Source organism: Stenotrophomonas rhizophila, assembly GCF_003751305.1.
Classification (GTDB): Bacteria; Pseudomonadota; Gammaproteobacteria; order Xanthomonadales; family Xanthomonadaceae; genus Stenotrophomonas; species Stenotrophomonas rhizophila_B.
The window spans coordinates 993,962-1,015,421 of record NZ_RJKV01000001.1 but is presented as its reverse complement, the minus strand read 5'-3'; the positions used below and the strand labels follow the sequence as shown (position 1 = coordinate 1,015,421).

Sequence of the window (21,460 nt, the reverse complement as noted above, 5' to 3'; positions counted from 1 at the left end):
CGGGTTCCGGAAGTCGGGATTCGTCAAAGCGGAAGAGCGGCACCAGGTCCGCTCTTTCGCCGGGCGCCCCGACAGGCCGGGATACGGCTGTCAGGACCAGAAGGGGGATATGACAACGGGACGTTGCCTGCGCAACGTCCCGTGTCGTGCCCGGATCAGGACTTCTTGTCGTCCTTGACTTCGGTGAACTCGGCGTCGACCACATCGTCGTGCGCGCCGCTGTTGCCACCGGCATCCGGGCCCGGTGCCGCGCCGCCCTGCTCGGCTGCCGCGGAGGCCGCGAACAGTGCCTGGCCGGCTTCTTCCAGCACCTTCGACTTGGCTTCGATCTGTGCCTTGTCGTCGCTCTTCATCGCGGTTTCCAGATCGGCCAGGGCCGACTCCACCTTGCCGATCACGTCGCCACCGACCTTGCTGCCGTGCTCGGTGATCGCGGTACGGGTACCGTGGATCAGCGCGTCAGCCTGGTTGCGGGCCTGGACCAGTTCATGGAACTTCTTGTCTTCTTCGCGGTTGGCTTCCGCGTCGGCGACCATGCGTGCGATCTCGTCCTCGGACAGACCCGAACCGGCCTTGATCTCGACCTTCTGTTCCTTGTTGGTCTTCTTGTCCTTGGCCGACACGTGCAGGATGCCGTTGGCGTCGATGTCGAAGGACACTTCCACCTGCGGCAGGCCGCGCGGCGACGGCTCGATGCCGGAGAGGTCGAACTTGGCCAGCGACTTGTTGAAGCGGGCCTGCTCGCGCTCACCCTGCAGCACGTGCACGGTCACGGCCGACTGGTTGTCCTCGGCGGTGGAGAACACCTGCGAGGCCTTGGTCGGGATGGTGGTGTTCTTCTCGATGATCTTGGTGAACACGCCACCCAGGGTCTCGATGCCCAGCGACAGCGGGGTCACGTCCAGCAGCAGCACGTCCTTGACGTCGCCGCCCAGCACGCCGCCCTGGATCGCAGCACCCAGTGCCACGGCTTCGTCCGGGTTGACGTCCTTGCGCGGTTCCTTGCCGAAGAACTCGGTCACGGCCTGCTGCACCTTCGGCATGCGGGTCTGGCCGCCGACCAGGATCACTTCACCGATGTCGCTCGAACGCAGGCCGGCATCGTTCAGCGCGATGCGGCACGGCTCGATCGACTTCTTGATCAGGTCTTCCACCAGCGCTTCCAGCTTGGCGCGGGTCAGCTTGATGTTCAGGTGCTTCGGGCCCGACGCGTCAGCGGTGACGTACGGCAGGTTCACTTCGGTCTGCTGGCTGGTGGACAGCTCGATCTTGGCGCGCTCGGCGGCATCCTTCAGGCGCTGCAGGGCAAGCGGATCCTTGCGCAGGTCGATGCCCTGGTCCTTGTTGAACTCGTCGACGAGGTATTCGATGACGCGGTTGTCGAAATCTTCGCCGCCCAGGAAGGTGTCACCGTTGGTGGCCAGCACTTCGAACTGCTTCTCACCGTCGACGTTGGCGATCTCGATGATCGAGACGTCGAAGGTGCCGCCGCCCAGATCGTACACAACGATCTTGCGGTCACGGCCGTCACCCTTGTCCAGGCCATAGGCAAGGGCAGCAGCGGTCGGCTCGTTGATGATGCGCTTGACTTCCAGACCGGCGATGCGGCCGGCGTCCTTGGTGGCCTGGCGCTGGCTGTCGTTGAAGTAGGCCGGCACGGTGATCACGGCCTCGGTGACGGTCTCACCCAGGAACGCTTCGGCGGTCTTCTTCATCTTCTCCAGCACGCGGGCGGAGATTTCCTGCGGGGCCATCTTCTTGCCGTCGCTGGTCTGGACCCAGGCGTCGCCGTTGTCATGGGCCAGGATGCCGTAGGGCACGTGCGCGATGTCCTTCTGGACTTCAGCGTCGGTGAACTTGCGGCCGATCAGGCGCTTGACAGCGTAGAAGGTGTTCTTCGGGTTGGTCACGGCCTGGCGCTTGGCCGAGGCGCCGACCAGGACTTCGCCGTCCTTGGTGTAGGCGACGATGGACGGCGTGGTGCGATCGCCTTCCGCGTTTTCGATGACGCGGGCCTTGCCGCCGTCCATGATCGCCACACACGAGTTGGTGGTGCCGAGGTCGATACCAATGATCTTGCCCATGAGGGAGACTCCTGAAAGTTCTGGGTACATCCGGCAGCTGCCGGGTTATGAATGGGATGTGTGGGACGCTGCGGACACTTTCAAGCCGTCCATCAAACACAGTGTTCGATGGCGACCCAACGCGTTCAGCGTCCGGCCGAGCCGCCGGACCTGGCCCGGCGGACCGACCTGTGGATCAGTCGCGGGCGACCACGACCAGCGCCGGCCGCAGCAGGCGGTCGTTGAGCAGGTAGCCCTTCTGGAACACCTGGACCACGCTGCCGGGCGCCGCACCGGGCGCGTCGACCTGGCTGATGGCCTGGTGGTGGTCAGGGTTGAAGGTCTGGCCGGTCGGGTCCAGCAGGGTCAGGCCATTGTCGGCGGCGACCTTGAGCAGCTGCTTGTAGGTCAGTTCGAGCCCTTCGCGCAGCGGGCTCGGCTCGCTGCCGGCGGCATTGAGGCCGGCGTCGAGGCTGTCGAACACCGGCAGCAGTTCGCCGAGCAGCTTCTCGTTGGCGAAGCGGCGCGCCTGTTCCACGTCGCGGGCAACGCGCTTGCGCTGGTTGTCCAGGTCGGCGCGTTCGCGCAGCGACTCCGAACGCAGCAGGGCCACCTCGTTGTGCAGGCTGTCCAGCTGCTGCTGCAGGGACGGCTCAGCGGCCGGCTCGCCGGCGGGATTCTGGGATGCGATATCGGGCTGATCTTGGTTCATTTCCGGATCCTTGGCGGTGACTCTCCGCCTCCACCCACCCCTATGTGGGCGCGGCTACGGGATTCAAGAGTCCAGGGCCGCTTTATGCGCGATCGCGGGACAATCCGCCGCCAGCGGGCGAGCCCAGCGCGGCCCCCAGCACCTGGGCGGTGGCCTCCACCAGCGGGATCATGCGGTCGTAGGCCATCCGCTTGGGGCCGATGACCCCCAGCACGCCCAGCACCTGGCCGTCGGCCGAGTACGGGGCGGTGACCAGCGAGACGCTTTCCAGCGGCATCACCCCGGTCTCCTCGCCGATGAAGATGCGCACCCCCGGGGCCTGGATGGTGCGCTCGAGCAGCTGCAGGATCTCGCGCTTGCTGGCGAACACGTCGAACAGCTCGCGCAGGCGCTCCAGGTCTGAGAGATCCTGCACGCCCATCAGGCGGGTCTGCCCGGCCAGCACCATGTCATCGGCCGGCGGCACCATCGCCTGCTCGGCCAGCTCGATGCTGTGCGCCAGCAACTGCTCCATTTCCGACTGCGCATCGCGCAGCTCCAGCAGCAGGCGGGCCCGGATCTCGGCCAGCGGCCGACCGGCGCAATTCGCATTGAGGTAGTTGGCGACCTGCTCCAGCTCCCCGGGATTGAACCCGCGGCGAGGCTCGATCACCCGGTTCTGCACCTCGTTGTCGGCGAACACCAGGATCGCCAGCACCCGGCGCGCGTCCAGTGCCACGAAATCGATATGCCGGAACGCGAACTGCTCCCGGCGCGGGGCGCTGACCACCCCGACGAAATGGCTCATCGCCGAGAGCAGCTCCGAGGCACTGCCGAGCAGGGCCTGGGTGCCAGTGCCGGTGGCCAGCTCGGTGCGCAGGCGGCTGAGCTCGCCCTCGCCCGGCGGCTGCATCTTGACCAGGCTGTCCACGAACACCCGGTAGCCGTGCGCGGTCGGCACCCGGCCGGCGGAGGTATGGGGCGAGCTGAGCAGCCCCAGGTCCTCCAGGTCGCCCAGGATGTTGCGGATCGTGGCCGGGCTGACGTCCAGGCCGGCATGCCGGGCAAGCGTCTGCGAGCCGACCGGTTCGCCATCCTGGATGTGACGCGCGATCAGCGTCCGCAGCAGATGGCGGGCGCGTGGGGCGAGATGGGACGCGGAAGGATGCATGGAATCAGCCTGTGAGACGCCCACTTAGATAATGGCTGCACGGGGCGTTGGCAAGTCATTGGAGACGCCCCCCGCCCATGCTAGCGTGCGCGGCTTGGAGACGCCCCTCGTGTACAACGTAGACCATGCTTAGACATCTATCGATCAAGGATTTCGCGGTCGTCCGCGCCACCGAGCTGGAATTCGGCGCCGGCATGACCGTGGTCTCAGGTGAAACCGGCGCGGGCAAGTCGCTGATGGTGGACGCGCTGGGCTTTTTGTCCGGGCTGCGCGCCGACAGCGGCGTGGTCCGCCACGGCGCCGCGCGCGCCGAGCTCTCGGCTGAATTCGCGCCGCTGGCCGATGCCCCGGCCCGCCAATGGCTGCGCGACAACGAGCTCGACGACGAAGAACAGTGCCAGTTGCGACGGGTGATCCGCGCCGACGGTGGCTCGCGCGCCTTCATCAACGGCCGCCCGGTGACGCTGACCCAGCTGACCGAGCTGGCCAGCATGCTGGTCGAAATCCACGGCCAGCACGAACAGCAGGCCCTGCTCTCGCGCCCCTCGCAGCTCTCGCTGCTGGATGCCTTCGCCCGCAACGACGCCGAGCGCGCCCAGGTCCGCCAGACCGCGGCACGCTGGCAGACGCTGGTCGATGAAGCCGAGGCGCTGTCGCGCCAGGGCGACGTGAGCGACCGGATCGGCTATCTGGAGCACCAGCTCAGCGAGCTCAAGCGCGAAGACCTGGACCCGGCCTCGATCGCCACCCTGGGCAGCAGCCACCGCCGCCAGGCCCATGCCAGCGCGCTGATCGGCGCCTGCGACGTGGCGGTGAGCCGCCTCAATGGGGATGACGAGGTCTCGGTCCTGCAGCTGCTGCAGCAGACCCGCCATGACCTGGCCCGCGTGGCCGAACACGACAGCCGGCTCGGCGAGGTCGATGCCCTGCTCGACAGCGCCGCCATCCAGCTGGACGAAGCGTTGTCCCTGCTCGACCGCGTGCATGACGACCTGGATGCCGACCCGGAGCAGTTCGAGGATATCGAGCGCCGTCTCGGCCGCCTGCACGACCTCGCCCGCAAGCACCGCGTGCCGATGGAAGCGCTGGGCGAGCACTGCGACGCGATGGAAGCCGAAGTCGAGCAGCTGCGCGGTGCCGACGAGCGCCTGCAGGCCCTGGCCGGCGAGATCGACCGTGCCGCCGGCCAGTGGAAGACCGTGGCCGAGGTGCTCAGCGCCAGCCGCCGGAAGGCCGCCAAGGCCCTGTCGGACACCACCACCACCCTGATCGGCGAGCTGGGCATGGGCGGCGGTCAGTTCCTGATCGATATCGAGCCGCAGACCGCGGTCAAGCCGGACCCGAACGGCGCCGAGCGGGTCGAGTTCCTGGTCGCCGCCAACGCCGGCCAGCCGCCGCGCGCCCTGCGCAAGGTCGCCTCGGGTGGTGAGCTGTCCCGTATCTCGCTGGCGATCGAAGTCGCCGCGCTGGGCCTGGATGCGGTGCCGACCATGGTCTTCGACGAAGTCGATTCGGGCATCGGTGGCGCCGTGGCCGACATCGTCGGGCAGAAGCTGCGCGCCTTGGGCGAGAAGCGTCAGGTGCTGTGCGTCACCCATCTTCCCCAGGTCGCCTCCAAGGGCCACGCCCACTACCGGGTCAGCAAGGCGCCGGTGGACGGCATGACCCAGAGTGCAGTCGAGAAGCTCGATACCAAGGCCCGCGAGGAAGAGCTCGCCCGGATGCTGGGCGGCGTGGAAGTCAGCAAGGAAGCCCGGGCCGCGGCGCGCAAGCTGCTCCAGGTGTGACAGGTAGTGCCGGCCGCTGGCCGGCGCCCCGCCCGAACCGGTGCCTCACCCTGAAAACAAAAACCCCGGGCACGCCCGGGGTTTTTTGATCGCATGCGGGCGCCCTGCAGGCCGTTACCGACGCTTCTTGCGGACGTACAGCACCAGCGAGTGCTCTTCCAGCTCGTAGCCGTGGTCGGCCGCGATCTTGCGCTGCAGCTCCTCGATCTCGTGGCTTTCGAACTCGATGATCTTGCCGCTGTCCACATCGACCATGTGGTCGTGGTGACCGCCGCGGTCCAGCTCGTAGACGGCCTGACCGCCTTCGAAGTTGTGCTTCAGCACCAGGCCGGCGGCCTCGAACTGGGTCAGCACCCGGTACACCGTGGCCAGGCCGATCTCGTCGCCGTGCTCCAGGAGCTGGCGGTAGATGTCTTCGGCGGTCATGTGGTGGCTGGCATTGCGCTGCTCGAGCAGCGCCAGGATCCGCATACGCGGATGGGTCACCTTGAGGCCGACTTTGCGCAGGTCGTGGGTTTCCATACTTCTCCGTTCATTGGCGATTTAGCGCCAGCTGCCTCGGATTGGGTCGCGGCGACACGTCAGGAGTGTATCATCGACTCGATTTCCCCAAACGCCATTCCCCGATGCGCAATCTCCTGCTGGTCGCCGCCGTTGCCCTGTCCACCACGGGCTGCGGCATCATTTACAAGCAACCCATCTATCAGGGCAACCTGATCCGGGAGCAGGCCGTCGGTCAGCTGCAGGTGGGCCAGAGCAAGCAGCAGGTTGGTGCCCTGCTTGGTACGCCCTCCATCGCGGACCCGTTCCACGCCCAGCGCTGGGACTACACCGCCAGCCAGCGCGTCAACCGCGTGGGCAAGACGGAAGTGAAGAACTTCACCGTCTACTTCGAAAACGACGCAGTCACCCGTTGGGACGGCGAGTACTTCGCCAGCGACGACGCCGAGCTGGCCCGCAGCACGCTGCGCCAGTTCGGCCGCAACCTGCCCAAGGACAAGAAGAAGCGTGGCCGCTGAGGCCCGCCTTCTTCACTCAGCTGCCGGCGCGTGCGCGCCGGCGGCGGTTGTCTTTCGGGTCGGCCAGCAGCGGACGCAGCAGCTCGACCCGGTCGCCCTCGCGCAACATCTGATCCGGCCTGGCCAGCAGGCCATGCACGGCCACGGCCGGGCATTGCGCGCTGCCGTCAATGGCCGCCGCTTCAATGGCATCGGCGACCGTGGCCCCCTCAGGCAAGGTCAAACGCCGGGTATCGGCCCGATCGGGCCAGGCCAGCACCACCTCGACCGTGATCACGACTCAGTCCTGAGCGTCGGCGACGCGGACGAAATCATTCACCATGCGGTCGGCCAGCCCCTGGAAACCCAGCGCCAAAGCCGGACCCAGCAGGCGTGAGGTCGGTTCGAACTCCAGCGTCAGCGTGACCTTGCAGGCGTCCTCGGCCAGCGCGTGGAACTCCCAGCGCCCGTGCAGGCGCTTGAACGGCCCGTCCTTGAGCTGCATATCAATGCTGTGCGGGCGCTGCAGCGTGTTCTCGGTCATGAACCAGGTCGAGAACGACCCAAAGCCCAGGTCCAGGCGCGCGACCAGTCGGTCCGGGCCGGACTCCAGGATCTGCGAGGCCGAACACCAGCGGAAGCGGCGCGGATAGGCGTCAATATCATTGACCAGGTCGAACATACGGGCAGCCGAATGTTCGACCAGGGCACTACGTCGGATAGTTGGCATGCGATACAGATGTCGGATGAATCGACCGGGCGTGCCCGAATCGGAGACAATAGGGAAATGAGCAAGAACAGCGGCAAGGATAAAGCAAAGGGCGCGACGGCCAACAAAACCATCGCGCTCAACAAGCGTGCCCGTCACGAGTACCACATCGAGGATCGCTTCGAAGCCGGCCTGGCCCTGCAGGGCTGGGAGGTCAAGTCGATCCGTGCCGGGCGCGGCAACATCATCGATGCCTACGCCTACGTGCGCGATGGCGAGATCTTCCTGATCGGCGCGCAGATCACCCCGTTGATCCAGGCCTCCTCCCACATGGTGGCCAACGACCGTCGCGAGCGGAAGCTGCTTCTGCATCGCAGCGAGATCGACAAGCTGATCGGCAAGGTGCAGCGCGATGGCTACACGATCGTGCCGACCGCGATGTACTGGAGCAAGAACAACATCAAGCTCGAGATCGCGCTGGCCAAGGGCAAGCAGACCCACGACAAGCGCGATGCCGAGAAGGACCGCGACTGGGCGCGCGAGAAGTCGCGCACCATGCGCCGGCACAACCGCGACGCCTGATGGCGCCGGCGTCGCCCGCCCCGGTTATCCAGCCCGCCAGCGCCGAGGGCACCCGCGCGGTGTTCGCCGGCCTGTTGGCCTTCAACCAGGCCGCCTGTGGTGATGCGCTGGACGATCACCCGGTCAACCGGGTGATCCACGATGACGCCGGCCAGGTCGTGGCCGGGATCGCCGCCGATGTCTGTGGCGGCTGGCTGATGGTGCATGCGCTCTGGGTCGACGATACCCGCCGTGGCGAAGGACTGGGCCGGGCCCTGCTGGCCGAGGCCGAGCAGCAGGCCCGCGCGCTCGGCGCGCACGCCGTGACGCTGGATACCTTCTCCTGGCAGGCCGAGGGCTTCTATCTCAAGCAGGACTATGAAGTGTTCGGCCGGCTGCAGGATTTTCCGCCTGGTCATCAGCGCATGTATCTGCGCAAGCGGCTGTAGCCCCTGCCTGACAGCCGCCAGTGCTGCGCCCCGGCACCATCGGCAGGCGGCCTTACCGGCCGGACGTCCGCCTCGCCTGCCCCCCCCGCGCCCCCCGCACGGAAACGATCTTTCCCCGCCAACCCCGCACAGCTGTCAGAATCCCCGCATTGATACGGAAAGGATCCGCGCGTGACTCTTGAAACTACCCCGGCACCCGCACAGGCGGCGGACGAATTGACCACCCTGCGCGCCGACGTGGCGGCGCTGGAGTTCATCTTTGACGAACTCGCCCGCGCCATGGACCCGGCCGCGCTGCTCAAGGTGCTGACCTACCTGATCCGCAATGCCAAGCGTGTTGCCTCGGAAACCCAGAGCTACGACAGTCTGGAGCACCGCCGCCTGGTGGCCCAGGTGGAATCGCTGATGGCCCGGGTTGAGCCGCAGGCCAAGAAGCAGGCCATGACCGTGCGCAACGAGCACAACCGCCTGAAGAAGGAAAAGGCCCGCCACAAGGCCGACAGCCGCCGCCAGCTGCAGAAGTAAGTCCTTGGCGGGCAAGGTGACTGTTCAGCTGGATTGGAGTAGCATCCAGTCCGTCAAGTAGAGCTCCGGTGCTGTTCTCCGGATGAAGTGCGGTTCTTGAAGAAACCGGGGGTGCATTGGTTTCGACGGGGGTTGTGAAGTTACTTGGTGCATGCCGAGGGGGCAGCTTTCCTCGTTAATCCAGCAGCAAACTTTTAGTTGCCAACGACGACAACTACGGTTCGAACGACTTCGCAATCGCTGCCTAAAAACAGCTTTAGCGTTTAGTTCTACAGCCGCCTTAGGCGAACCCCCGAACCTACTTGTGCCCGTGCTCGTAGATGTAGGGTCATTATCACGGAACCGGTTGTGATGGCTGCCTGTCAGTCACGACTTAACTAAAGCAGGCTGGTCCTGGGGTGCGCTTTGCACACCGTGCTGCCACAGGATGAGATTCAACGGTGAGCTAAGCATGTAGTACCGGGGATGGAGTGCCTTCGGACGGCGGTTCAATTCCGCCCACCTCCACCATATAGCCGTTTCGACGGTGCATCAAAGGCTGGAACCCTAGAGAAATCGAAGGTCCCGGCCTTTTTTGTGCCCGTCTTCCGCCAGCAAGACAGCCGCTCAGCCCATCACGGCAACGTGAATTTCCGCGCCATCCGCAGCGGCCACACCGAAGTGAACTGCGCACCACCCACCAGCCGGTACGCCGCCGACACACTGTGCAGCACGCCCATCGCTTCCAGCACGTCCTTGGTCTTCCGGAACGTCGGGCGCGGATCCGCCGTGAACATGAAAAGGTTGATCTCTTTCGCGCTGACGTCGTAGCCGTCCAGCGTGGCAGCCTTGCCGAGCGCGGTGGTCAGCTCGGCCTCCAGCGTGGCCAGAAAGGCCTCGTCGTCCAGCGACTTTCGCCAGAACTTGATCACAAGCTGGTAATCCATCAGGCGTTCCCGTCGTTCAAGAAGTGAACCGCCAAGGGTACCCGCATGGCGGGCATCACGCTGTCTTTGAGGCGGCGGCAATCATCCGCGCCAGCCGGTCGGCGATGGCCTGCCGCACCTCCGGCGCCAGCCGCGAGCGCGATAGCGCTTCGAACACCCACATGCCGTCGGCGGCGAGCTTAGCGATGAACAGGTCCAGCGCGGCCGGGTCGCTCAGGTCCTGCGGCGTGGGCGGCGACCAACGCTCCACCACCGTGGTCCAGGGCTGCATGTTCTCGTCGGTGGCGGCTGCATCGAACATCAGCTGCAGCTCGGCCCGGCTCGCGGTCTGGGCACAGGTGAGTGCGTAGGCCTGGTAGCGTTCAGTCGCAGCCGCGGCCTCGCCCGGCTTGCCGGCCGCATCGATCATGCTCGCCTCCCACACGCCGGCCAGGTGCTGGTGGATGCCCTGCAGCAGCGCATCGCGCGAGGGGAAGTGGTACAGCAACCCGCCCCGGGCGATGCCGGATTCGGTGGCGACCGCTTCGAAAGTGAGCGCGGTGATGCCGTCGCGTTCGATCACGCGGACGGCGGCATCCAGGATGTTGGTTCGGTTGCTCGGGCGCATGGGCTCAGTGGGCGTGGGAGACGGTGGTGGCCGTGCCGGGGCCATGGCGGCGCAGCAGTACGCCGGTGGTGACGGTGCCGACCAGCAGCACCCCGGCAATCACATACAGTACCCAAACGTAGCTGGCGTCGTACGCGGTGCTGGCCGCTGACAGCCACCCGGCGTCGCCGCCAGGTTGTGCGGCCAGTGCAAGCGCCTGCTGGATGCTCTGGCCCGCACCGGCGTCCACGCCGTCCGGCAGCGTCACGGTGGCCGAGTACAGCGCGGCGATCAGGCTGCCCAGCAGGGACACCGCGAACAGGCTCCCGAACTCATAGGACACCTCCTCCACCGACGACGCCATGCCGGCGCGGTGCGGGGGAACGTTGCCGATGATCGCGGTGGAAGCCACGGAGATGGTGGCGCCCATGCCCAGCCCGGTCAGCAGCAGCCCGGCGAGGGTCCAGCCAAGGTGGCCGCCAAAGGTGGCCGCGACCAGCACCACACCGGCGGTGCCCACGCCCAGCCCGCCGGTGATCAACGGCAACAGCCCGACGCGGTGCAGGAACATGCCGCCGAAAATGGCGCTGGGCAGGCACCCGATCGCCACCACGGACACCAGCAGGCCCGCCTGCAAGGGGGTGTAGTCGGCGACCAGCTGGAAGCGCTGGGTGGTCAGCAGTTGCAGGCCGGCGATGGCGAACATCGCGAACGCCGCCGAGAGCACGCCGGCCAGGAACGGCGCATTGCGGAAGATGGCCACGTCGAGCATCGGATACGGCAGGCGGCGCTGGCGACGCAGGAACAGTACCAGACCGACAACGAAGATCAGCGCCGCGCCGGCTGCCAGCACCCCGTTCGGCGGCGCATGCGCGACCTCCTTGATCGCCACCACCAGCCCGGACAAGGCGACCAGGCTGAGCAGCGAGGAGATCAGATCCCACGGCTTGCCTGCATCGGGCGTGCCGTGCGGCGCGAACAGCACCGCCCCGACCATGGCCAGCAGCACGATCGGCACATTGATCAGGAACACCGCGCCCCACCAGAAGTGCGCCAGCAGCACGCCGCCGACGATCGGGCCGATGGCGCTGCCGATGATGGAGATACAGCCCCACACCGCGATGGCCAGGTTGCGCTCGCGTTCGTCCTCGAAGGTCAGGCTGATCAGCGCCAGCGTGGCCGGCATCATCGCCGCTGCACCCACGGCCAACAGCGCGCGAGCAGCGATCAGCAGATTGGCATCCGGCGCGAACGCGGCCAGCAGCGAGGCGATGCCGAAGATCGCCAGGCCGATCAGGAACATGCGGCGGTGCCCCAGGCGATCGCCCAGCGTACCGGCACCCAGCAGCAGGCCAGCCATCACCAGGGGATAAGCGTTGATGATCCACAGGCCCTGCAGCGGGGTCGCGCCCAGTTCCTTGGTCAGCGTGGGCAAGGCGGTGTACAGCACGGAGTTGTCGAGGGTGATCAGCAACAGGCCGGCGGCTACGGTGAGCAACAGGCTCCAGCGCTGGGTCTTGGTCGGGGTCATGGGGCGTCAGGAGGGTCAACGGGATCGTAACTATACAGGACGTCCTGTTATGTTTGACCCGTGTACCGCCGACGCGTTCAGCCTGTGGCGACGCACCTTCTGCGCGCTGCGCGCTGGCCGCTGCGCCGCCCCAACTGCGTTTACCTCATTGCAGGGGGCTCACCCGGGCAGGCAGGCGCCTGCCCGGTATGGATTGTGTCGGGGGAACGCTATGGACGGACAGAAAGACGCTTTTCGAATGGCGCAGGCCGAGTTGGCGCAGTGCTGGGCAGGCGGGGTGTCGGCCGCCGAGCGATGGGCGGCGTATGACGCGATCCACGATCGACTGATCGCGCAATGGCCTGCCGAGGCCCATCGCATCGTCGGCATGATGGTGATGTGGGTGACCGAGATCCGCGGCACCTGCCCGGCTCCGTATCGCACGGCAGATGCGGCCCTGAGTGACAGTGCGCTGCTGCGCGCGTGCCGTATCGATTCGTGAGGAGCTAGGGCGCCGTCGGCTGGAACGGATCGGTGTGGCCGGCCACTTCCATGTTGATGGCATTGATCAGGGCCGACACGGCGGTCGCCAGGCGGCGGCTGTCCGAGATGGAGCCGAAGAACAGAATCGAGGTGCCGTCGAGTTCGACACCGGCCAGCCCGAGTTCGCCCTTCAGCGCGGCCACCCGTTCGTCGAACAGCTTCAACCAGTGGGCATCGGGCACAACATCGAGCATGGCGACAATGGCCTCATCCGCGCCGTGATCGACAATGGTCTGCAATGTCGGGACGTCAAAACCCAGCAGGCGCGGCACGCTGCTATCTGGTACGGGGATGCTCATGCGGGCATGGTAGCCGGTCAGCCGGGCGAGCGCTGGAAGACGTTCAGTAACACGCGTTGCTTTCTCGCTGACGGCAACACAAACGGCCCGGCCAACCCGGCCGGGCCACGGTGCGTGCGGACCCGCTTTATTCTTCCTGGTCGCTCTGCTGGCCCGAGCGCTGGCCCTGCTGATCCTGGTCCTGCTGTTGCTGCTGCTTCTGGGCATCGCGATCGCGCTGCTCCTGCTGGCCCTGCTGCGGGGCGTTGCGCTGCGGATCATTCTGACCCTGCTGCGGGTTCGGGGTGTTGGCCATTGCCGTATCTCCGGTGTTCGGCATCGAAGTGGTGCCGGTGAATCCACGCTAGGCCTGCCGGCGTTACCCATGTGTGCGTGATGGGCGCTTGTGCATGCACGCGCCGGGCACCTGCGTAAACAATTCAGAACACACTGGGAAACGGCACCGATAGAGCACATTGCGTTCATCACCCGTCGGCAGTGAAGTGGAGATCCTCGACAATTCCTTGATCGGATCGCGCTCATGCTCGTGACGAAACGCCCCGGTCGGGGGCCACCAAGGACATGCCATGACGCCGCTCCGCTCGCTGCTGCTGACCACCCTGCTCGCCCTGACGCCGATGCTGGCCACCGCAGCGGACAAGGTCACCACCACGCCCGTGCACTTCACCAAGGGCGCCAGCAGCGCCACCCTGCGCGGCACGGTGTCCGGCTATGACACCGTTCGGTACACCATCGCCGCACGGGCCGGCCAGACCATGGCGGTGACGATCGACGGCAGTCCCAACGCCAACTTCAATGTGTTTGCCCCCGGCGTGACGCCCGGCCAGGGTGAGGCACTGGGCAGCAACGACGAGAAGCGACGCTGGAGCGGCACCTTGCCGACCACCGGCACCTATGTCGTGCAGGTCTACCAGATGCGTGCCCAGGCGCGTCGCAACGAAAAGGCACCGCACAGCCTGACGGTCGCGATCCGCTGAGCCCTGTCCCGGGTATCCTCGGCGGTGCTGGCTTCCCCCTCGCAAGGACCCCGGGATGGACTTCCTCAAACTGCTACGGTCGCTGGAAGAGTTCCTCTACGAGCTGTGCACCTGGTTCCTGTTTTTCCCACGCACGCTGTACCGCGTGATCGTGTCTCCGCGTCGGATGGCCCAGTACGTGGATACCGAGCTGAAGGAAAAGCTGGAGCGCCAGTTCGACGACGCGATCAGCCCGCCGATGTTCCTGATGCTGGCGGTGCTGGTCGCGCACGGGGTGGAGCTGATGCTGCACCAGCAGGTGGTTGGCACCGGGGCACTGTCGCGCTCGATCTTCGGCAATGAAGAGAGCCTGCTGCTGTACCGCTCGATCACCTTCGCGATCTGGCCGCTGGTGACCACCACGCACCTGCTGCGGCGCAAGCACGTGCCGATGACCCGCGAGTCGCTGCGCCGTCCGTTTTTCATGCAGTGCTACCTGACCGCACCGTTCGCGGTGGCCCTGTCCACCAGCATGGTGTTCGTGCGGCTGCCGGGCCAGCTGTCGACCACGCTGGGCATCGCGGTCGGCGTGCTTGCCGCGCTGTGGTATGCGGTGGTCCAGGCCGGGTGGCTGAAAGTCGCGCTGCAGCGCTCGTGGCTCAACACGATCCTCTCCACCCTGTGGGTACTGGTACTCGGCGCTGCGATCAACATGACGATCGGCGTGATCCTGCTCTCGAGCTGAGGGCGCCACTGCCGACCAACCGCCATGTCCCGCATATCCTTCCCCCGCCCTTCCATGCGACCCTTTGGGAACGTTTTCATGGAATGGAGGGATTCCACATGCTGTCTCGTTTCCATCGGCCCGCGCTGCTGGCCCTGATGATGCTCGCCGCCCCGCTGGGCAGCGCCTGGGCGCAGGCACCGGATGCGTTGAAGGTGATGTCGTTCAACGTACGCACACCGGCCGACACCGATCCGGGCAAGCGCTGGGAAGACCGCCGCGATGCGATGGTCACGCTGATCCGCGAGCAGAAGCCCGAGGTCATCGGCACCCAGGAACTGGTCAAAAAACAGGGCGACTATCTGGTCTCGCACCTGCCCGGCTATACCCTGTTCGGCAGGGACCGGCGCGGCGGCAGTGGCGATGAACACATGGGCGTGCTGTACGACAAGACGCGCCTGAAGGTGATCGAATCAGGCGACTTCTGGCTCTCCGATACACCGGACGTGCCGGGCAGCATCACCTGGGGCAACCTGTTCCCGCGCATGGTGACCTGGGCGCTGTTCCAGCGTCAGGCCGACGGCCAGCGTTTCTATCTGTTCAACACCCACCTGCCCTACCGCGATGAGGATGAGCCACGCCGCGTGCTCGGTGCCAAGCTGATCGTCTCCCGTCTGGCTGCACTGCCCAAGGACATCCCGGTGGTCGTGACCGGCGATTTCAATAGCGAGCCGGGCAGCGACACCTACACAGCCTTTACCGCCGCGTTGGGCGATGCTCGCAAACTCGCTGGCAAGGTCGATGGCCCGCGCCTGACCTTCCATGATTTCACCGGCAAGCCCACGGTGGAGCTGGACTGGATCCTGGTGCGCGGCTTCAGCGTGGACAGCTTCAGCACGCTGGACCAGAAGCCCGGTGGCGTATTGCCGTCGGATCATTACCCGGTGCAGGCGGAACTCCGGTTCCCCGCGGGCACGACGACGGGCAAGTAAGGAAACGCGCGATGGGCGGTCACAGCACCGTCCATCGGCTTCAGCATGGCCGCCCGGCGGCCATGCGCGTCCATCACCGCATCACGTCTGCCGCTCATCGATCTGCTGCAGCAGCCGGTACAGCGCTTGGTGCTGCTCACGTGCCTGGCAGATCCGCGCGCCGATGGCGATGAACACACCGGTGGCGATCAGGCCGATCTCGAACAGACCTTCGGTCAGGCAACAGAATCCCGTGACCACCGCAAGAATCGCCACCACCAACAGCGCGATCACGCCACGGGAAAGTCCCGCGCCGGATGCAGGTCCCGGGTCGTGCAGATGCAGGCGGACAGAACGCCACGGATTGGGTTGCATGCGGGCCACTCCAGAAAACGACCCACGCTTTTAGCACCGTGCGCAGAAACCGTGCAGAGGCAAAGCCGTCAACCGCGACGCACTGCGCAGCGGATGTGACGGCTGTTGCCTTTCTTGCTGTCGGGACGGCGCCCTCGCCGCCCCCTGACCCACGCGCCGGTCAGCGTTGCGTGACAGCGACCGGGGTGTTGGCCGCATCCTGCTGCTGGCCCCAACCACCCAAGGCCTTGTACACACCGACCACGCTGACGTTGACCGTGGATTCGGCCTCGGCGAGCGCATCATTTGCAGCCAGCTGCGTGCGCTGTGCGTCCAACAGGGTCAGGAAGTCTTCCGAGCCCTCGCGGAAGCGGATCTGCGCCAACTCCTCGGCGCGCCCTGCCGCCTGGGCCTGCTCGGCGACGATCGCCAGGCGGGCCTGCTGCTTGGCGTAACGCGTCAGTGCGTTCTCGGTGTCTTCCAGTGCCAGCAGCACGGCCTTTTCGTACTCGGCCGCGGCACCGTCGGCCTGCGCCTTGCTCGCGCGCAACCGGGCTTTCACCGTGCCGAAATCGAACGCGGCCCAGCTGATCGACGGGGTGACCGACCATGCCTTGTTGCTGCCGTTGACCAGGCCACTGGCATCACCGGACAGGAACCCGACAAACCCGCTCAGACTGATCCGTGGGAACAGGTCAGCCGTGGCCACGCCAACGCGCGCGGTCGCCGCAGCCAGCCGACGCTCGGCCACGCGCACATCGGCGCGCTGACGCAGCAGATCGGTGGTGTCACCGAGCGGCAACGCCTTGGCGTACGGCCGCATCTCGCGCGGCTGCAGCAGGCTGTCCAGTGCATCCGGGCGCTGGCCCAGCAGCACCGCCAAGCGATGACGCGACTGCACTTCGGCCACTTCCAGCAGCGGGATGTCGGCCTCGATCGCCTTCAGACGCGCGCGGCTGCTCTGCACATCCAGTTCGCTGCCGGCGCCCAGTTCCCACCGGGTTTCGGTGAGTTTCTGAGTGTCGCGCAGGTTGACCAGCGTGCGTTTTGCCACCGCGATGCGCTTCTGGGTACCACGCAGTTCGAAGTAGTTGCGGGCCACTTCGGCGGCGACGGTGACCTGTGCATCGGCGAGGTTGTCCTGCTCGGCGCCCAGGTCCGCGCGCGCTGCTTCGGCGGCACGGCGCTGGCGGCCGAACAGATCCAGTTCCCAGCCGGCATCGAAGCCGAGCTGATAGCTTTCGCTGAAGACACGCTCGCCACCCACCGTTGCATCGGGCTGCTTGCGACGGTCGTAGCTGCCGCCGCTGGTCACGTGGGGCAACTGGTCCAGGCGCTGCTCGACAAACACCGCGCGGGCCTCGCGCACGCGCGACATCGCGATGCGCAGGTCCAGGTTGGTGCCCAGTGCTTCGTGCACCAGCTGCTCCAGCACCGGGTCGTCGAACTGGGCCCACCAGCTCGCCACCGGCGAGGTGGTGGTGAACACCGGCGCGGCGGCGCCCTGCAGGGTCACCGGCTCGGCCGGCGGCGCCTGGTAGTTGGGGCCGACGCTGACGCAGCCGGCCAGCAGCGCGCTGGTCACGGCCGCGGTCAACAGGCGGATCACCATGGCAGCACCTCGCCGAGGTAGGTGAAGCTGCCGTTCGGGCCATCGGCATCGATCAGTGCCATGCCGACGCTGGAACGCGCGCCTTCGCTGATTTCGATCTCACCCTCGCCACCGTTCATGTCGGTTTTGACGTAGCCCGGATGCACGGTGTTGACCTTGGTGGTGCTCTCGCGCAGCTCATAGGCCAGCTGCACGGTCCAGGCATTCACCGCGCTCTTGGAGGCGTTGTAGGCCGGCACCGCGAAGCCGTAGATCGGCGAGCCCGGCTGGCTGTGCAGGGTCAGCGAGCCCAGGATGCTGGACACGTTGACGATGCGGCCAGCCGGCGAGGCGTTGAGCAGCGGCAGGAACGCCTGGGTGACAGCGATCACCGCGAACACGTTGGTGTCGAAGGTATCGCGCCAGGTCTGCAGGGTCTGCGCCGAGGGGGCCAGCTTGATGTCGTCGAGCAGGATGCCGGCGTTGTTGACCAGGATGTCCAGACGGCCATGACGCTCGGTCACGGTCTGCACGGCGGCGGCGATGCTGGCGGCATCACCGACGTCGAGCTGGATCGCTTCCACCGGCAGACCCTCGGCCTGCAGCTTCAGCGCCTCGTCCACGGCGACGTCGCGCTTGCGCCCGGCCAGCAGCGTATGCACGCCGGCCTGGGCCAGCTGACGGACGGTTTCCAGGCCGATGCCGCGGGTGGCACCGGTGACCAGGGCGATCTTTTGGGTAGCGGTATTCATAGGAAAAACCTCGCGGGGGAAGGAATCAGTGGTGGATGGTCGGTTCGCCGTGGGTCACCAGCTGCCCGCCGCCATTGCGGCTGACGAACTTGCGCAGGGCCACGTAGAACACCGGGGTCAGGAACAGGCCGAACAGGGTGACGCCCAACATGCCGGCGAACACCGTGATACCGGTCACCGAGCGGACTTCCGCACCGGCGCCATGCGAGATCACCAGCGGGATGGTGCCGGCGATGAACGCGATGGAGGTCATCACGATCGGGCGCAGACGCAGGCGGCACGCTTCCAGTGCAGCCTCCACGATGCCCTTGCCGCCCATTTCCAGTTCTCGGGCGAACTCGACGATCAGGATGGCGTTCTTGCATGCCAGGCCCATCAGCACCACCAGGCCGACCTGCACGAACACGTTGTTGTCACCGCCCGTCATCCATACGCCGAACAACGCAGACAGCAGGGTCATGGGGACAATCAGGATCACCGCCAGCGGCAGCGACCAGCTTTCATACAGCGCAGCCAGCACCAGGAACGCCAGCAGGATCGCTACCGGGAACACGATGAAGGCGGCCTTGCCCTGGGTGGCCTGCTGGTAGCTCAGGTCGGTCCACTCGGTCTGCATGCCCACCGGCAGCACCTGCCCGGCGATCTCGGTCAGCTTGGCCATGGCCTCGGCCGAGGACAGCATGCGCGGGTCGGCTTCGCCGGCCAGATCGGCCGCCGGGTAACCGTTGAAGCGCAGCACCGGATCCGGACCGTAGGTTTCCTTCACGGTGACCATCGAGCCGATCGGCACCATCTCGCCACGGTTGTTGCGGGTACGCAGGCGACCGATGTCTTCCACGCTGTCACGGAACTGGCCGTCGGCCTGGGCAATCACCTGCCAGGTACGACCGAACTGGTTGAAGTCATTTACGTACGACGAGCCCAGGTAAGTCTGCAGGGTGTCGAACAACTCGGTCAGTTCCACGCCCTGGGCCTTGGCCTTGACGCGGTCCACTTCGGCATCCAGCTGCGGCACGTTGGCCTGGTAACTGGTGATCGGGAACGCCATGCCCGGGGTCTGCGCGACGGCACCCTGCATCGTGCTCACCGCGGTCTGCAGTGCGCCGTAACCGAGGTTGCCACGGTCCTGGATGAACATCTGGTAGCCATTGCCGTTGCCCAGGCCGAGGATCGGCGGCGGCATCATGGAGAACGCGAAGCCCTCCTGCAGCCCGGCGATCTTGGCGTTGATCTCGGCATTGATCTGCGCGGCGGTGCGGCCCTTGCGTTCACTGAACGGCTTGAGCGGAACAAACGCCACACCGGTGTTGGGTGTATTGGTGAACTGCAGCGCGTTCAGACCCGGGAACTGGATCGTGTGCGCCACGCCATCGGTGTTGCGCGCGATCTCGGCGACCTTGGCCAGCATGGCGTCGGTCCGTGCGATCGAGGAGCCTTCCGGCAGCTTCACACCGGCGATCAGGTACAGCTTGTCCTGGGTCGGGATGAAGCCGGCCGGCACCGCCTTGAACATCAGACCGGTGGCCAGCAGCAGGCCCGCGTAGACCACGAACACCAGGCCACGGCGGCCCAGCAGGCGGCCGACCGAACCGTGGTACTTCTCCGAGCTGGTCTTGAAGAAGCGGTTGAACGGACGGAAGATCCAGCCGAACAGACGATCGATCAGACGGGTCAGGCCATCCTTCGGTGCACCGTGCGGCTTGAGCAGGCGTGCGGCCAGCGCCGGCGACAGGGTCAGCGAGTTGATCGCCGAGATCACGGTCGAGATCGCGATGGTGACGGCGAACTGCTTGTAGAACGCACCGGTCACGCCCGACAGGAACGCCATCGGCACGAACACCGCGCACAGCACCAGCGCGATCGCCACGATCGGCCCGGACACTTCACGCATCGCCTGGTGCGCAGCGGCCAGCGGGGTCAGGCCTTCTTCGATGTTGCGCTCGACGTTCTCCACCACCACGATCGCGTCATCGACCACGATGCCGATCGCCAGCACCAGCCCGAACAGGGTCAAGGTGTTGATCGAGAAGCCCAGCACGTACAGCGCCGCGAACGTACCCACGATGGACACCGGCACGGCGATCAACGGAATGATCGAGGCGCGCCAGGTCTGCAGGAACAGGATCACCACCAGCACCACCAGCGCGATCGCTTCCAGCAGCGTGGAAACCACGGCCTTGACCGAGTCACGCACGAAGATGGTGGTGTCATACACCGCTTCGTACTTCACGCCGGCCGGGAACTGCTTGGTCAGCTCGTCCATCGTATGGATCACCGAGTCACGGATCTCCAGCGCGTTGGCACCCGGGGCCTGGAAGATACCGATGCCGACCGCGTTCTTGCCGTCCAGCTGCGAGCGCAGCGTGTAGTCACCGGCGCCCAGTTCCAGGCGGGCGACATCGGACAGGCGCACCACTTCACCGTCGTCACCGGCCTTGAGCACGATGTCGCGGAACTCCTGCTCGCTGCGCAGGCGACCCTGGGCGTTGATCAGGGTCAGGAAGTCGCTGCTCGGCATCGGTTCGGCGCCGAGCTGGCCGGCCGAGACCTGCACGTTCTGCTCGCGCATCGCGCGCACCACGTCGCTGGCGGTCAGGCCACGGGCGGCGATCTTGTCCGGGTCCAGCCACGCACGCATCGCGTAGTCACCGCCACCGAACATCTGTGCATCGCCGACGCCCTGCAGGCGTGCCAGGGAATCCTTGACGTGCAGGCGCGCGTAGTTGCGCAGGTACAGCGAGTCGTACTTGCCGTCCGGCGAGGTCAGGTGAACCACCATCAGGAAGGTCGGCGACTGCTTCTGGGTGGACACACCCTGGCGGCGCACGTCTTCAGGCAGGCGCGCCTGCGCCTGGGCCACACGGTTCTGCACCTTGACCGCGGCTTCGTCCGGGTCGGTGCCCGGGCGGAAGGTCACGGTCATCTGCAGCACGCCGTCGGAGCCGGCGACGGACTTGATGTACATCATGTCCTCCACGCCGTTGATCGCTTCTTCCAGTGGTGTGGCCACGGTTTCAGCAATCACCTTGGGGTTGGCGCCCGGGTACACCGTGCGCACCACCACCGAGGGCGGCACCACTTCGGGGTACTCGCTGATCGGCAGCATGGGAATCGCGATCAGGCCGGCGGCGAAGATCACGATCGACAGCACCGCCGCGAAGATCGGCCTGTCAATGAAAAAACGGGAAAAGTCCATGGGTGGATTCCTGGGGTTTCACCAGCGCCGGCGTGCACGACCCCGGCCGCTGTCGCAGGCGACAGCGGTGGCGGGTTCCCCTGCACGGGGCGATGGCA

Annotated in this window: 24 protein-coding genes and 1 other RNA gene; 10 read left to right on the top strand and 15 right to left on the bottom strand. The window is 66.2% G+C overall.

Translation table 11 applies throughout. The features are described from left to right. Positions 1-155: 155 nt before the first annotated feature. The 3 genes from dnaK to hrcA all read right to left on the bottom strand — a co-directional run bounded on the left by dnaK (position 156) and on the right by hrcA (position 3,925). On the bottom strand, positions 156-2,084 hold the full coding sequence (gene dnaK, locus EDF74_RS04775; RefSeq protein WP_123729010.1) for a molecular chaperone DnaK: 1,929 nt from the start codon (positions 2,082-2,084) through the stop codon (positions 156-158). 175 nt (positions 2,085-2,259) lie between these two features. Beyond that, positions 2,260-2,775 (bottom strand): nucleotide exchange factor GrpE, encoded by a 516-nt coding sequence (gene grpE / locus EDF74_RS04770; RefSeq protein WP_123729009.1) that lies wholly within the window; start codon positions 2,773-2,775, stop codon positions 2,260-2,262. An 82-nt stretch (positions 2,776-2,857) separates the two neighbouring features. Next, positions 2,858-3,925 carry a heat-inducible transcriptional repressor HrcA gene (gene hrcA, locus EDF74_RS04765; RefSeq protein ID WP_088433152.1) on the bottom strand — a complete coding sequence of 356 codons (1,068 nt, stop codon included), beginning with the start codon at positions 3,923-3,925 and terminating at the stop codon, positions 2,858-2,860. A 125-nt stretch (positions 3,926-4,050) separates the two neighbouring features. Here hrcA and recN point away from each other — a divergent pair, with 125 nt between their 5' ends. Continuing rightward, positions 4,051-5,712 (top strand): DNA repair protein RecN, encoded by a 1,662-nt coding sequence (gene recN / locus EDF74_RS04760; protein WP_123729008.1) that lies wholly within the window; start codon positions 4,051-4,053, stop codon positions 5,710-5,712. Positions 5,713-5,826: 114 nt separating this feature from the next. On the opposite strand, the gene fur is transcribed toward recN, so the two are convergent. After that, entirely contained in the window at positions 5,827-6,234 is a 408-nt protein-coding gene (gene fur / locus EDF74_RS04755; protein ID WP_070470227.1) for a ferric iron uptake transcriptional regulator, read from the bottom strand. Between the two features lie 104 nt (positions 6,235-6,338). Between fur and EDF74_RS04750 the strand changes: the two genes are divergently transcribed. Further along, positions 6,339-6,731, top strand: a complete 393-nt coding sequence (locus tag EDF74_RS04750) for an outer membrane protein assembly factor BamE (protein ID WP_123729007.1) — start codon at positions 6,339-6,341, stop codon at positions 6,729-6,731. 16 nt (positions 6,732-6,747) lie between these two features. Here the strand turns inward: EDF74_RS04750 and EDF74_RS04745 are convergent, their stop codons facing one another. Further along, positions 6,748-7,008, bottom strand: a complete 261-nt coding sequence (locus EDF74_RS04745) for an RnfH family protein (RefSeq protein WP_123729006.1) — start codon at positions 7,006-7,008, stop codon at positions 6,748-6,750. 3 nt (positions 7,009-7,011) lie between these two features. Beyond that, on the bottom strand, positions 7,012-7,440 hold the full coding sequence (locus EDF74_RS04740; RefSeq protein ID WP_026069778.1) for a type II toxin-antitoxin system RatA family toxin: 429 nt from the start codon (positions 7,438-7,440) through the stop codon (positions 7,012-7,014). Between the two features lie 57 nt (positions 7,441-7,497). On the opposite strand from EDF74_RS04740, the gene smpB reads away from it, so the two are divergent. The 4 genes from smpB to ssrA all read left to right on the top strand — a co-directional run bounded on the left by smpB (position 7,498) and on the right by ssrA (position 9,464). Continuing rightward, entirely contained in the window at positions 7,498-8,001 is a 504-nt protein-coding gene (gene smpB / locus EDF74_RS04735) for an SsrA-binding protein SmpB (RefSeq protein WP_123729005.1), read from the top strand. Beyond that, the gene (locus tag EDF74_RS04730; RefSeq protein WP_123729004.1) at positions 8,001-8,429 is read left to right on the top strand and encodes a GNAT family N-acetyltransferase; all 429 of its coding nucleotides are present in this window, start codon (positions 8,001-8,003) and stop codon (positions 8,427-8,429) included. The genes smpB and EDF74_RS04730 overlap by 1 nt, the downstream gene beginning before the upstream one ends. A gap of 171 nt (positions 8,430-8,600) precedes the next feature. After that, positions 8,601-8,954 (top strand): hypothetical protein, encoded by a 354-nt coding sequence (locus tag EDF74_RS04725; RefSeq protein WP_123729003.1) that lies wholly within the window; start codon positions 8,601-8,603, stop codon positions 8,952-8,954. A 107-nt stretch (positions 8,955-9,061) separates the two neighbouring features. Next, positions 9,062-9,464: a transfer-messenger RNA gene (gene ssrA, locus EDF74_RS04720) on the top strand. Between the two features lie 104 nt (positions 9,465-9,568). Here ssrA and EDF74_RS04715 read toward each other — a convergent pair. The 3 genes from EDF74_RS04715 to EDF74_RS04705 are packed head-to-tail and all read right to left on the bottom strand — an operon-like array spanning position 9,569 to position 11,997. Then, positions 9,569-9,880: a hypothetical protein gene (locus EDF74_RS04715; RefSeq protein WP_123729002.1), complete on the bottom strand. Its 312-nt coding sequence runs from the start codon at positions 9,878-9,880 to the stop codon at positions 9,569-9,571. Positions 9,881-9,935: 55 nt separating this feature from the next. Further along, positions 9,936-10,487, bottom strand: coding sequence for a TetR/AcrR family transcriptional regulator (locus tag EDF74_RS04710; protein WP_123729001.1), 552 nt, complete (start codon positions 10,485-10,487; stop codon positions 9,936-9,938). A 4-nt stretch (positions 10,488-10,491) separates the two neighbouring features. Further along, on the bottom strand, positions 10,492-11,997 hold the full coding sequence (locus EDF74_RS04705) for an MFS transporter (protein ID WP_123729000.1): 1,506 nt from the start codon (positions 11,995-11,997) through the stop codon (positions 10,492-10,494). A gap of 238 nt (positions 11,998-12,235) precedes the next feature. On the opposite strand from EDF74_RS04705, the gene EDF74_RS04700 reads away from it, so the two are divergent. Next, a complete protein-coding gene (locus EDF74_RS04700) occupies positions 12,236-12,478 on the top strand; it encodes a hypothetical protein (RefSeq protein ID WP_123728999.1) in 243 nt (80 codons plus the stop codon). A gap of 4 nt (positions 12,479-12,482) precedes the next feature. Here EDF74_RS04700 and EDF74_RS04695 read toward each other — a convergent pair whose 3' ends face one another. Together EDF74_RS04695 and EDF74_RS18190 are read right to left on the bottom strand one after the other, a co-directional pair. Next, entirely contained in the window at positions 12,483-12,818 is a 336-nt protein-coding gene (locus EDF74_RS04695; RefSeq protein WP_260232182.1) for a hypothetical protein, read from the bottom strand. A 127-nt stretch (positions 12,819-12,945) separates the two neighbouring features. Then, the gene (locus EDF74_RS18190; RefSeq protein ID WP_184997064.1) at positions 12,946-13,113 is read right to left on the bottom strand and encodes a hypothetical protein; all 168 of its coding nucleotides are present in this window, start codon (positions 13,111-13,113) and stop codon (positions 12,946-12,948) included. A 271-nt stretch (positions 13,114-13,384) separates the two neighbouring features. On the opposite strand from EDF74_RS18190, the gene EDF74_RS04690 reads away from it, so the two are divergent. The 3 genes from EDF74_RS04690 to EDF74_RS04680 all read left to right on the top strand — a co-directional run bounded on the left by EDF74_RS04690 (position 13,385) and on the right by EDF74_RS04680 (position 15,490). Continuing rightward, entirely contained in the window at positions 13,385-13,795 is a 411-nt protein-coding gene (locus EDF74_RS04690) for a g-type lysozyme inhibitor (protein ID WP_123728997.1), read from the top strand. Positions 13,796-13,850: 55 nt separating this feature from the next. Beyond that, complete coding sequence (locus tag EDF74_RS04685) at positions 13,851-14,519, top strand: hypothetical protein (RefSeq protein ID WP_123728996.1); 669 nt, start codon at positions 13,851-13,853, stop codon at positions 14,517-14,519. Between the two features lie 98 nt (positions 14,520-14,617). Then, positions 14,618-15,490: an endonuclease/exonuclease/phosphatase family protein gene (locus EDF74_RS04680; RefSeq protein ID WP_123728995.1), complete on the top strand. Its 873-nt coding sequence runs from the start codon at positions 14,618-14,620 to the stop codon at positions 15,488-15,490. 81 nt (positions 15,491-15,571) lie between these two features. On the opposite strand, the gene EDF74_RS04675 is transcribed toward EDF74_RS04680, so the two are convergent. From EDF74_RS04675 to EDF74_RS04660, 4 genes are all read right to left on the bottom strand, one after another. Continuing rightward, positions 15,572-15,844, bottom strand: coding sequence for a hypothetical protein (locus tag EDF74_RS04675; RefSeq protein ID WP_123728994.1), 273 nt, complete (start codon positions 15,842-15,844; stop codon positions 15,572-15,574). 160 nt (positions 15,845-16,004) lie between these two features. Next, positions 16,005-17,435 carry an efflux transporter outer membrane subunit gene (locus EDF74_RS04670; RefSeq protein ID WP_123728993.1) on the bottom strand — a complete coding sequence of 477 codons (1,431 nt, stop codon included), beginning with the start codon at positions 17,433-17,435 and terminating at the stop codon, positions 16,005-16,007. After that, the gene (locus EDF74_RS04665; RefSeq protein WP_123728992.1) at positions 17,429-18,166 is read right to left on the bottom strand and encodes an SDR family oxidoreductase; all 738 of its coding nucleotides are present in this window, start codon (positions 18,164-18,166) and stop codon (positions 17,429-17,431) included. The genes EDF74_RS04670 and EDF74_RS04665 overlap by 7 nt, the downstream gene beginning before the upstream one ends. A gap of 25 nt (positions 18,167-18,191) precedes the next feature. Beyond that, entirely contained in the window at positions 18,192-21,362 is a 3,171-nt protein-coding gene (locus EDF74_RS04660) for an efflux RND transporter permease subunit (RefSeq protein WP_123728991.1), read from the bottom strand. Positions 21,363-21,460 lie beyond the last annotated feature (98 nt).

Bases quoted from the DNA above. Each gene is read 5' to 3' on its own strand.
- grpE (WP_123729009.1), bottom strand. From the start codon at position 2,775: ATGAACCAAGATCAGCCCGATATCGCATCCCAGAATCCCGCCGGCGAG.
- EDF74_RS04730 (WP_123729004.1), top strand. From the start codon at position 8,001: ATGGCGCCGGCGTCGCCCGCCCCGGTTATCCAGCCCGCCAGCGCCGAG.
- EDF74_RS04690 (WP_123728997.1), top strand. From the start codon at position 13,385: ATGACGCCGCTCCGCTCGCTGCTGCTGACCACCCTGCTCGCCCTGACG.
- EDF74_RS04675 (WP_123728994.1), bottom strand. From the start codon at position 15,844: ATGCAACCCAATCCGTGGCGTTCTGTCCGCCTGCATCTGCACGACCCG.
- EDF74_RS04665 (WP_123728992.1), bottom strand. From the start codon at position 18,166: ATGAATACCGCTACCCAAAAGATCGCCCTGGTCACCGGTGCCACCCGC.
- EDF74_RS04685 (WP_123728996.1), top strand. From the start codon at position 13,851: ATGGACTTCCTCAAACTGCTACGGTCGCTGGAAGAGTTCCTCTACGAG.
- EDF74_RS04710 (WP_123729001.1), bottom strand. From the start codon at position 10,487: ATGCGCCCGAGCAACCGAACCAACATCCTGGATGCCGCCGTCCGCGTG.
- recN (WP_123729008.1), top strand. From the start codon at position 4,051: ATGCTTAGACATCTATCGATCAAGGATTTCGCGGTCGTCCGCGCCACC.
- EDF74_RS04750 (WP_123729007.1), top strand. From the start codon at position 6,339: ATGCGCAATCTCCTGCTGGTCGCCGCCGTTGCCCTGTCCACCACGGGC.
- EDF74_RS04670 (WP_123728993.1), bottom strand. From the start codon at position 17,435: ATGGTGATCCGCCTGTTGACCGCGGCCGTGACCAGCGCGCTGCTGGCC.
- EDF74_RS04695 (WP_260232182.1), bottom strand. From the start codon at position 12,818: ATGAGCATCCCCGTACCAGATAGCAGCGTGCCGCGCCTGCTGGGTTTT.
- EDF74_RS04705 (WP_123729000.1), bottom strand. From the start codon at position 11,997: ATGACCCCGACCAAGACCCAGCGCTGGAGCCTGTTGCTCACCGTAGCC.
- smpB (WP_123729005.1), top strand. From the start codon at position 7,498: ATGAGCAAGAACAGCGGCAAGGATAAAGCAAAGGGCGCGACGGCCAAC.
- fur (WP_070470227.1), bottom strand. From the start codon at position 6,234: ATGGAAACCCACGACCTGCGCAAAGTCGGCCTCAAGGTGACCCATCCG.
- EDF74_RS04680 (WP_123728995.1), top strand. From the start codon at position 14,618: ATGCTGTCTCGTTTCCATCGGCCCGCGCTGCTGGCCCTGATGATGCTC.
- EDF74_RS04740 (WP_026069778.1), bottom strand. From the start codon at position 7,440: ATGCCAACTATCCGACGTAGTGCCCTGGTCGAACATTCGGCTGCCCGT.
- EDF74_RS04660 (WP_123728991.1), bottom strand. From the start codon at position 21,362: ATGGACTTTTCCCGTTTTTTCATTGACAGGCCGATCTTCGCGGCGGTG.
- EDF74_RS18190 (WP_184997064.1), bottom strand. From the start codon at position 13,113: ATGGCCAACACCCCGAACCCGCAGCAGGGTCAGAATGATCCGCAGCGC.
- EDF74_RS04715 (WP_123729002.1), bottom strand. From the start codon at position 9,880: ATGGATTACCAGCTTGTGATCAAGTTCTGGCGAAAGTCGCTGGACGAC.
- hrcA (WP_088433152.1), bottom strand. From the start codon at position 3,925: ATGCATCCTTCCGCGTCCCATCTCGCCCCACGCGCCCGCCATCTGCTG.
- EDF74_RS04700 (WP_123728999.1), top strand. From the start codon at position 12,236: ATGGCGCAGGCCGAGTTGGCGCAGTGCTGGGCAGGCGGGGTGTCGGCC.
- dnaK (WP_123729010.1), bottom strand. From the start codon at position 2,084: ATGGGCAAGATCATTGGTATCGACCTCGGCACCACCAACTCGTGTGTG.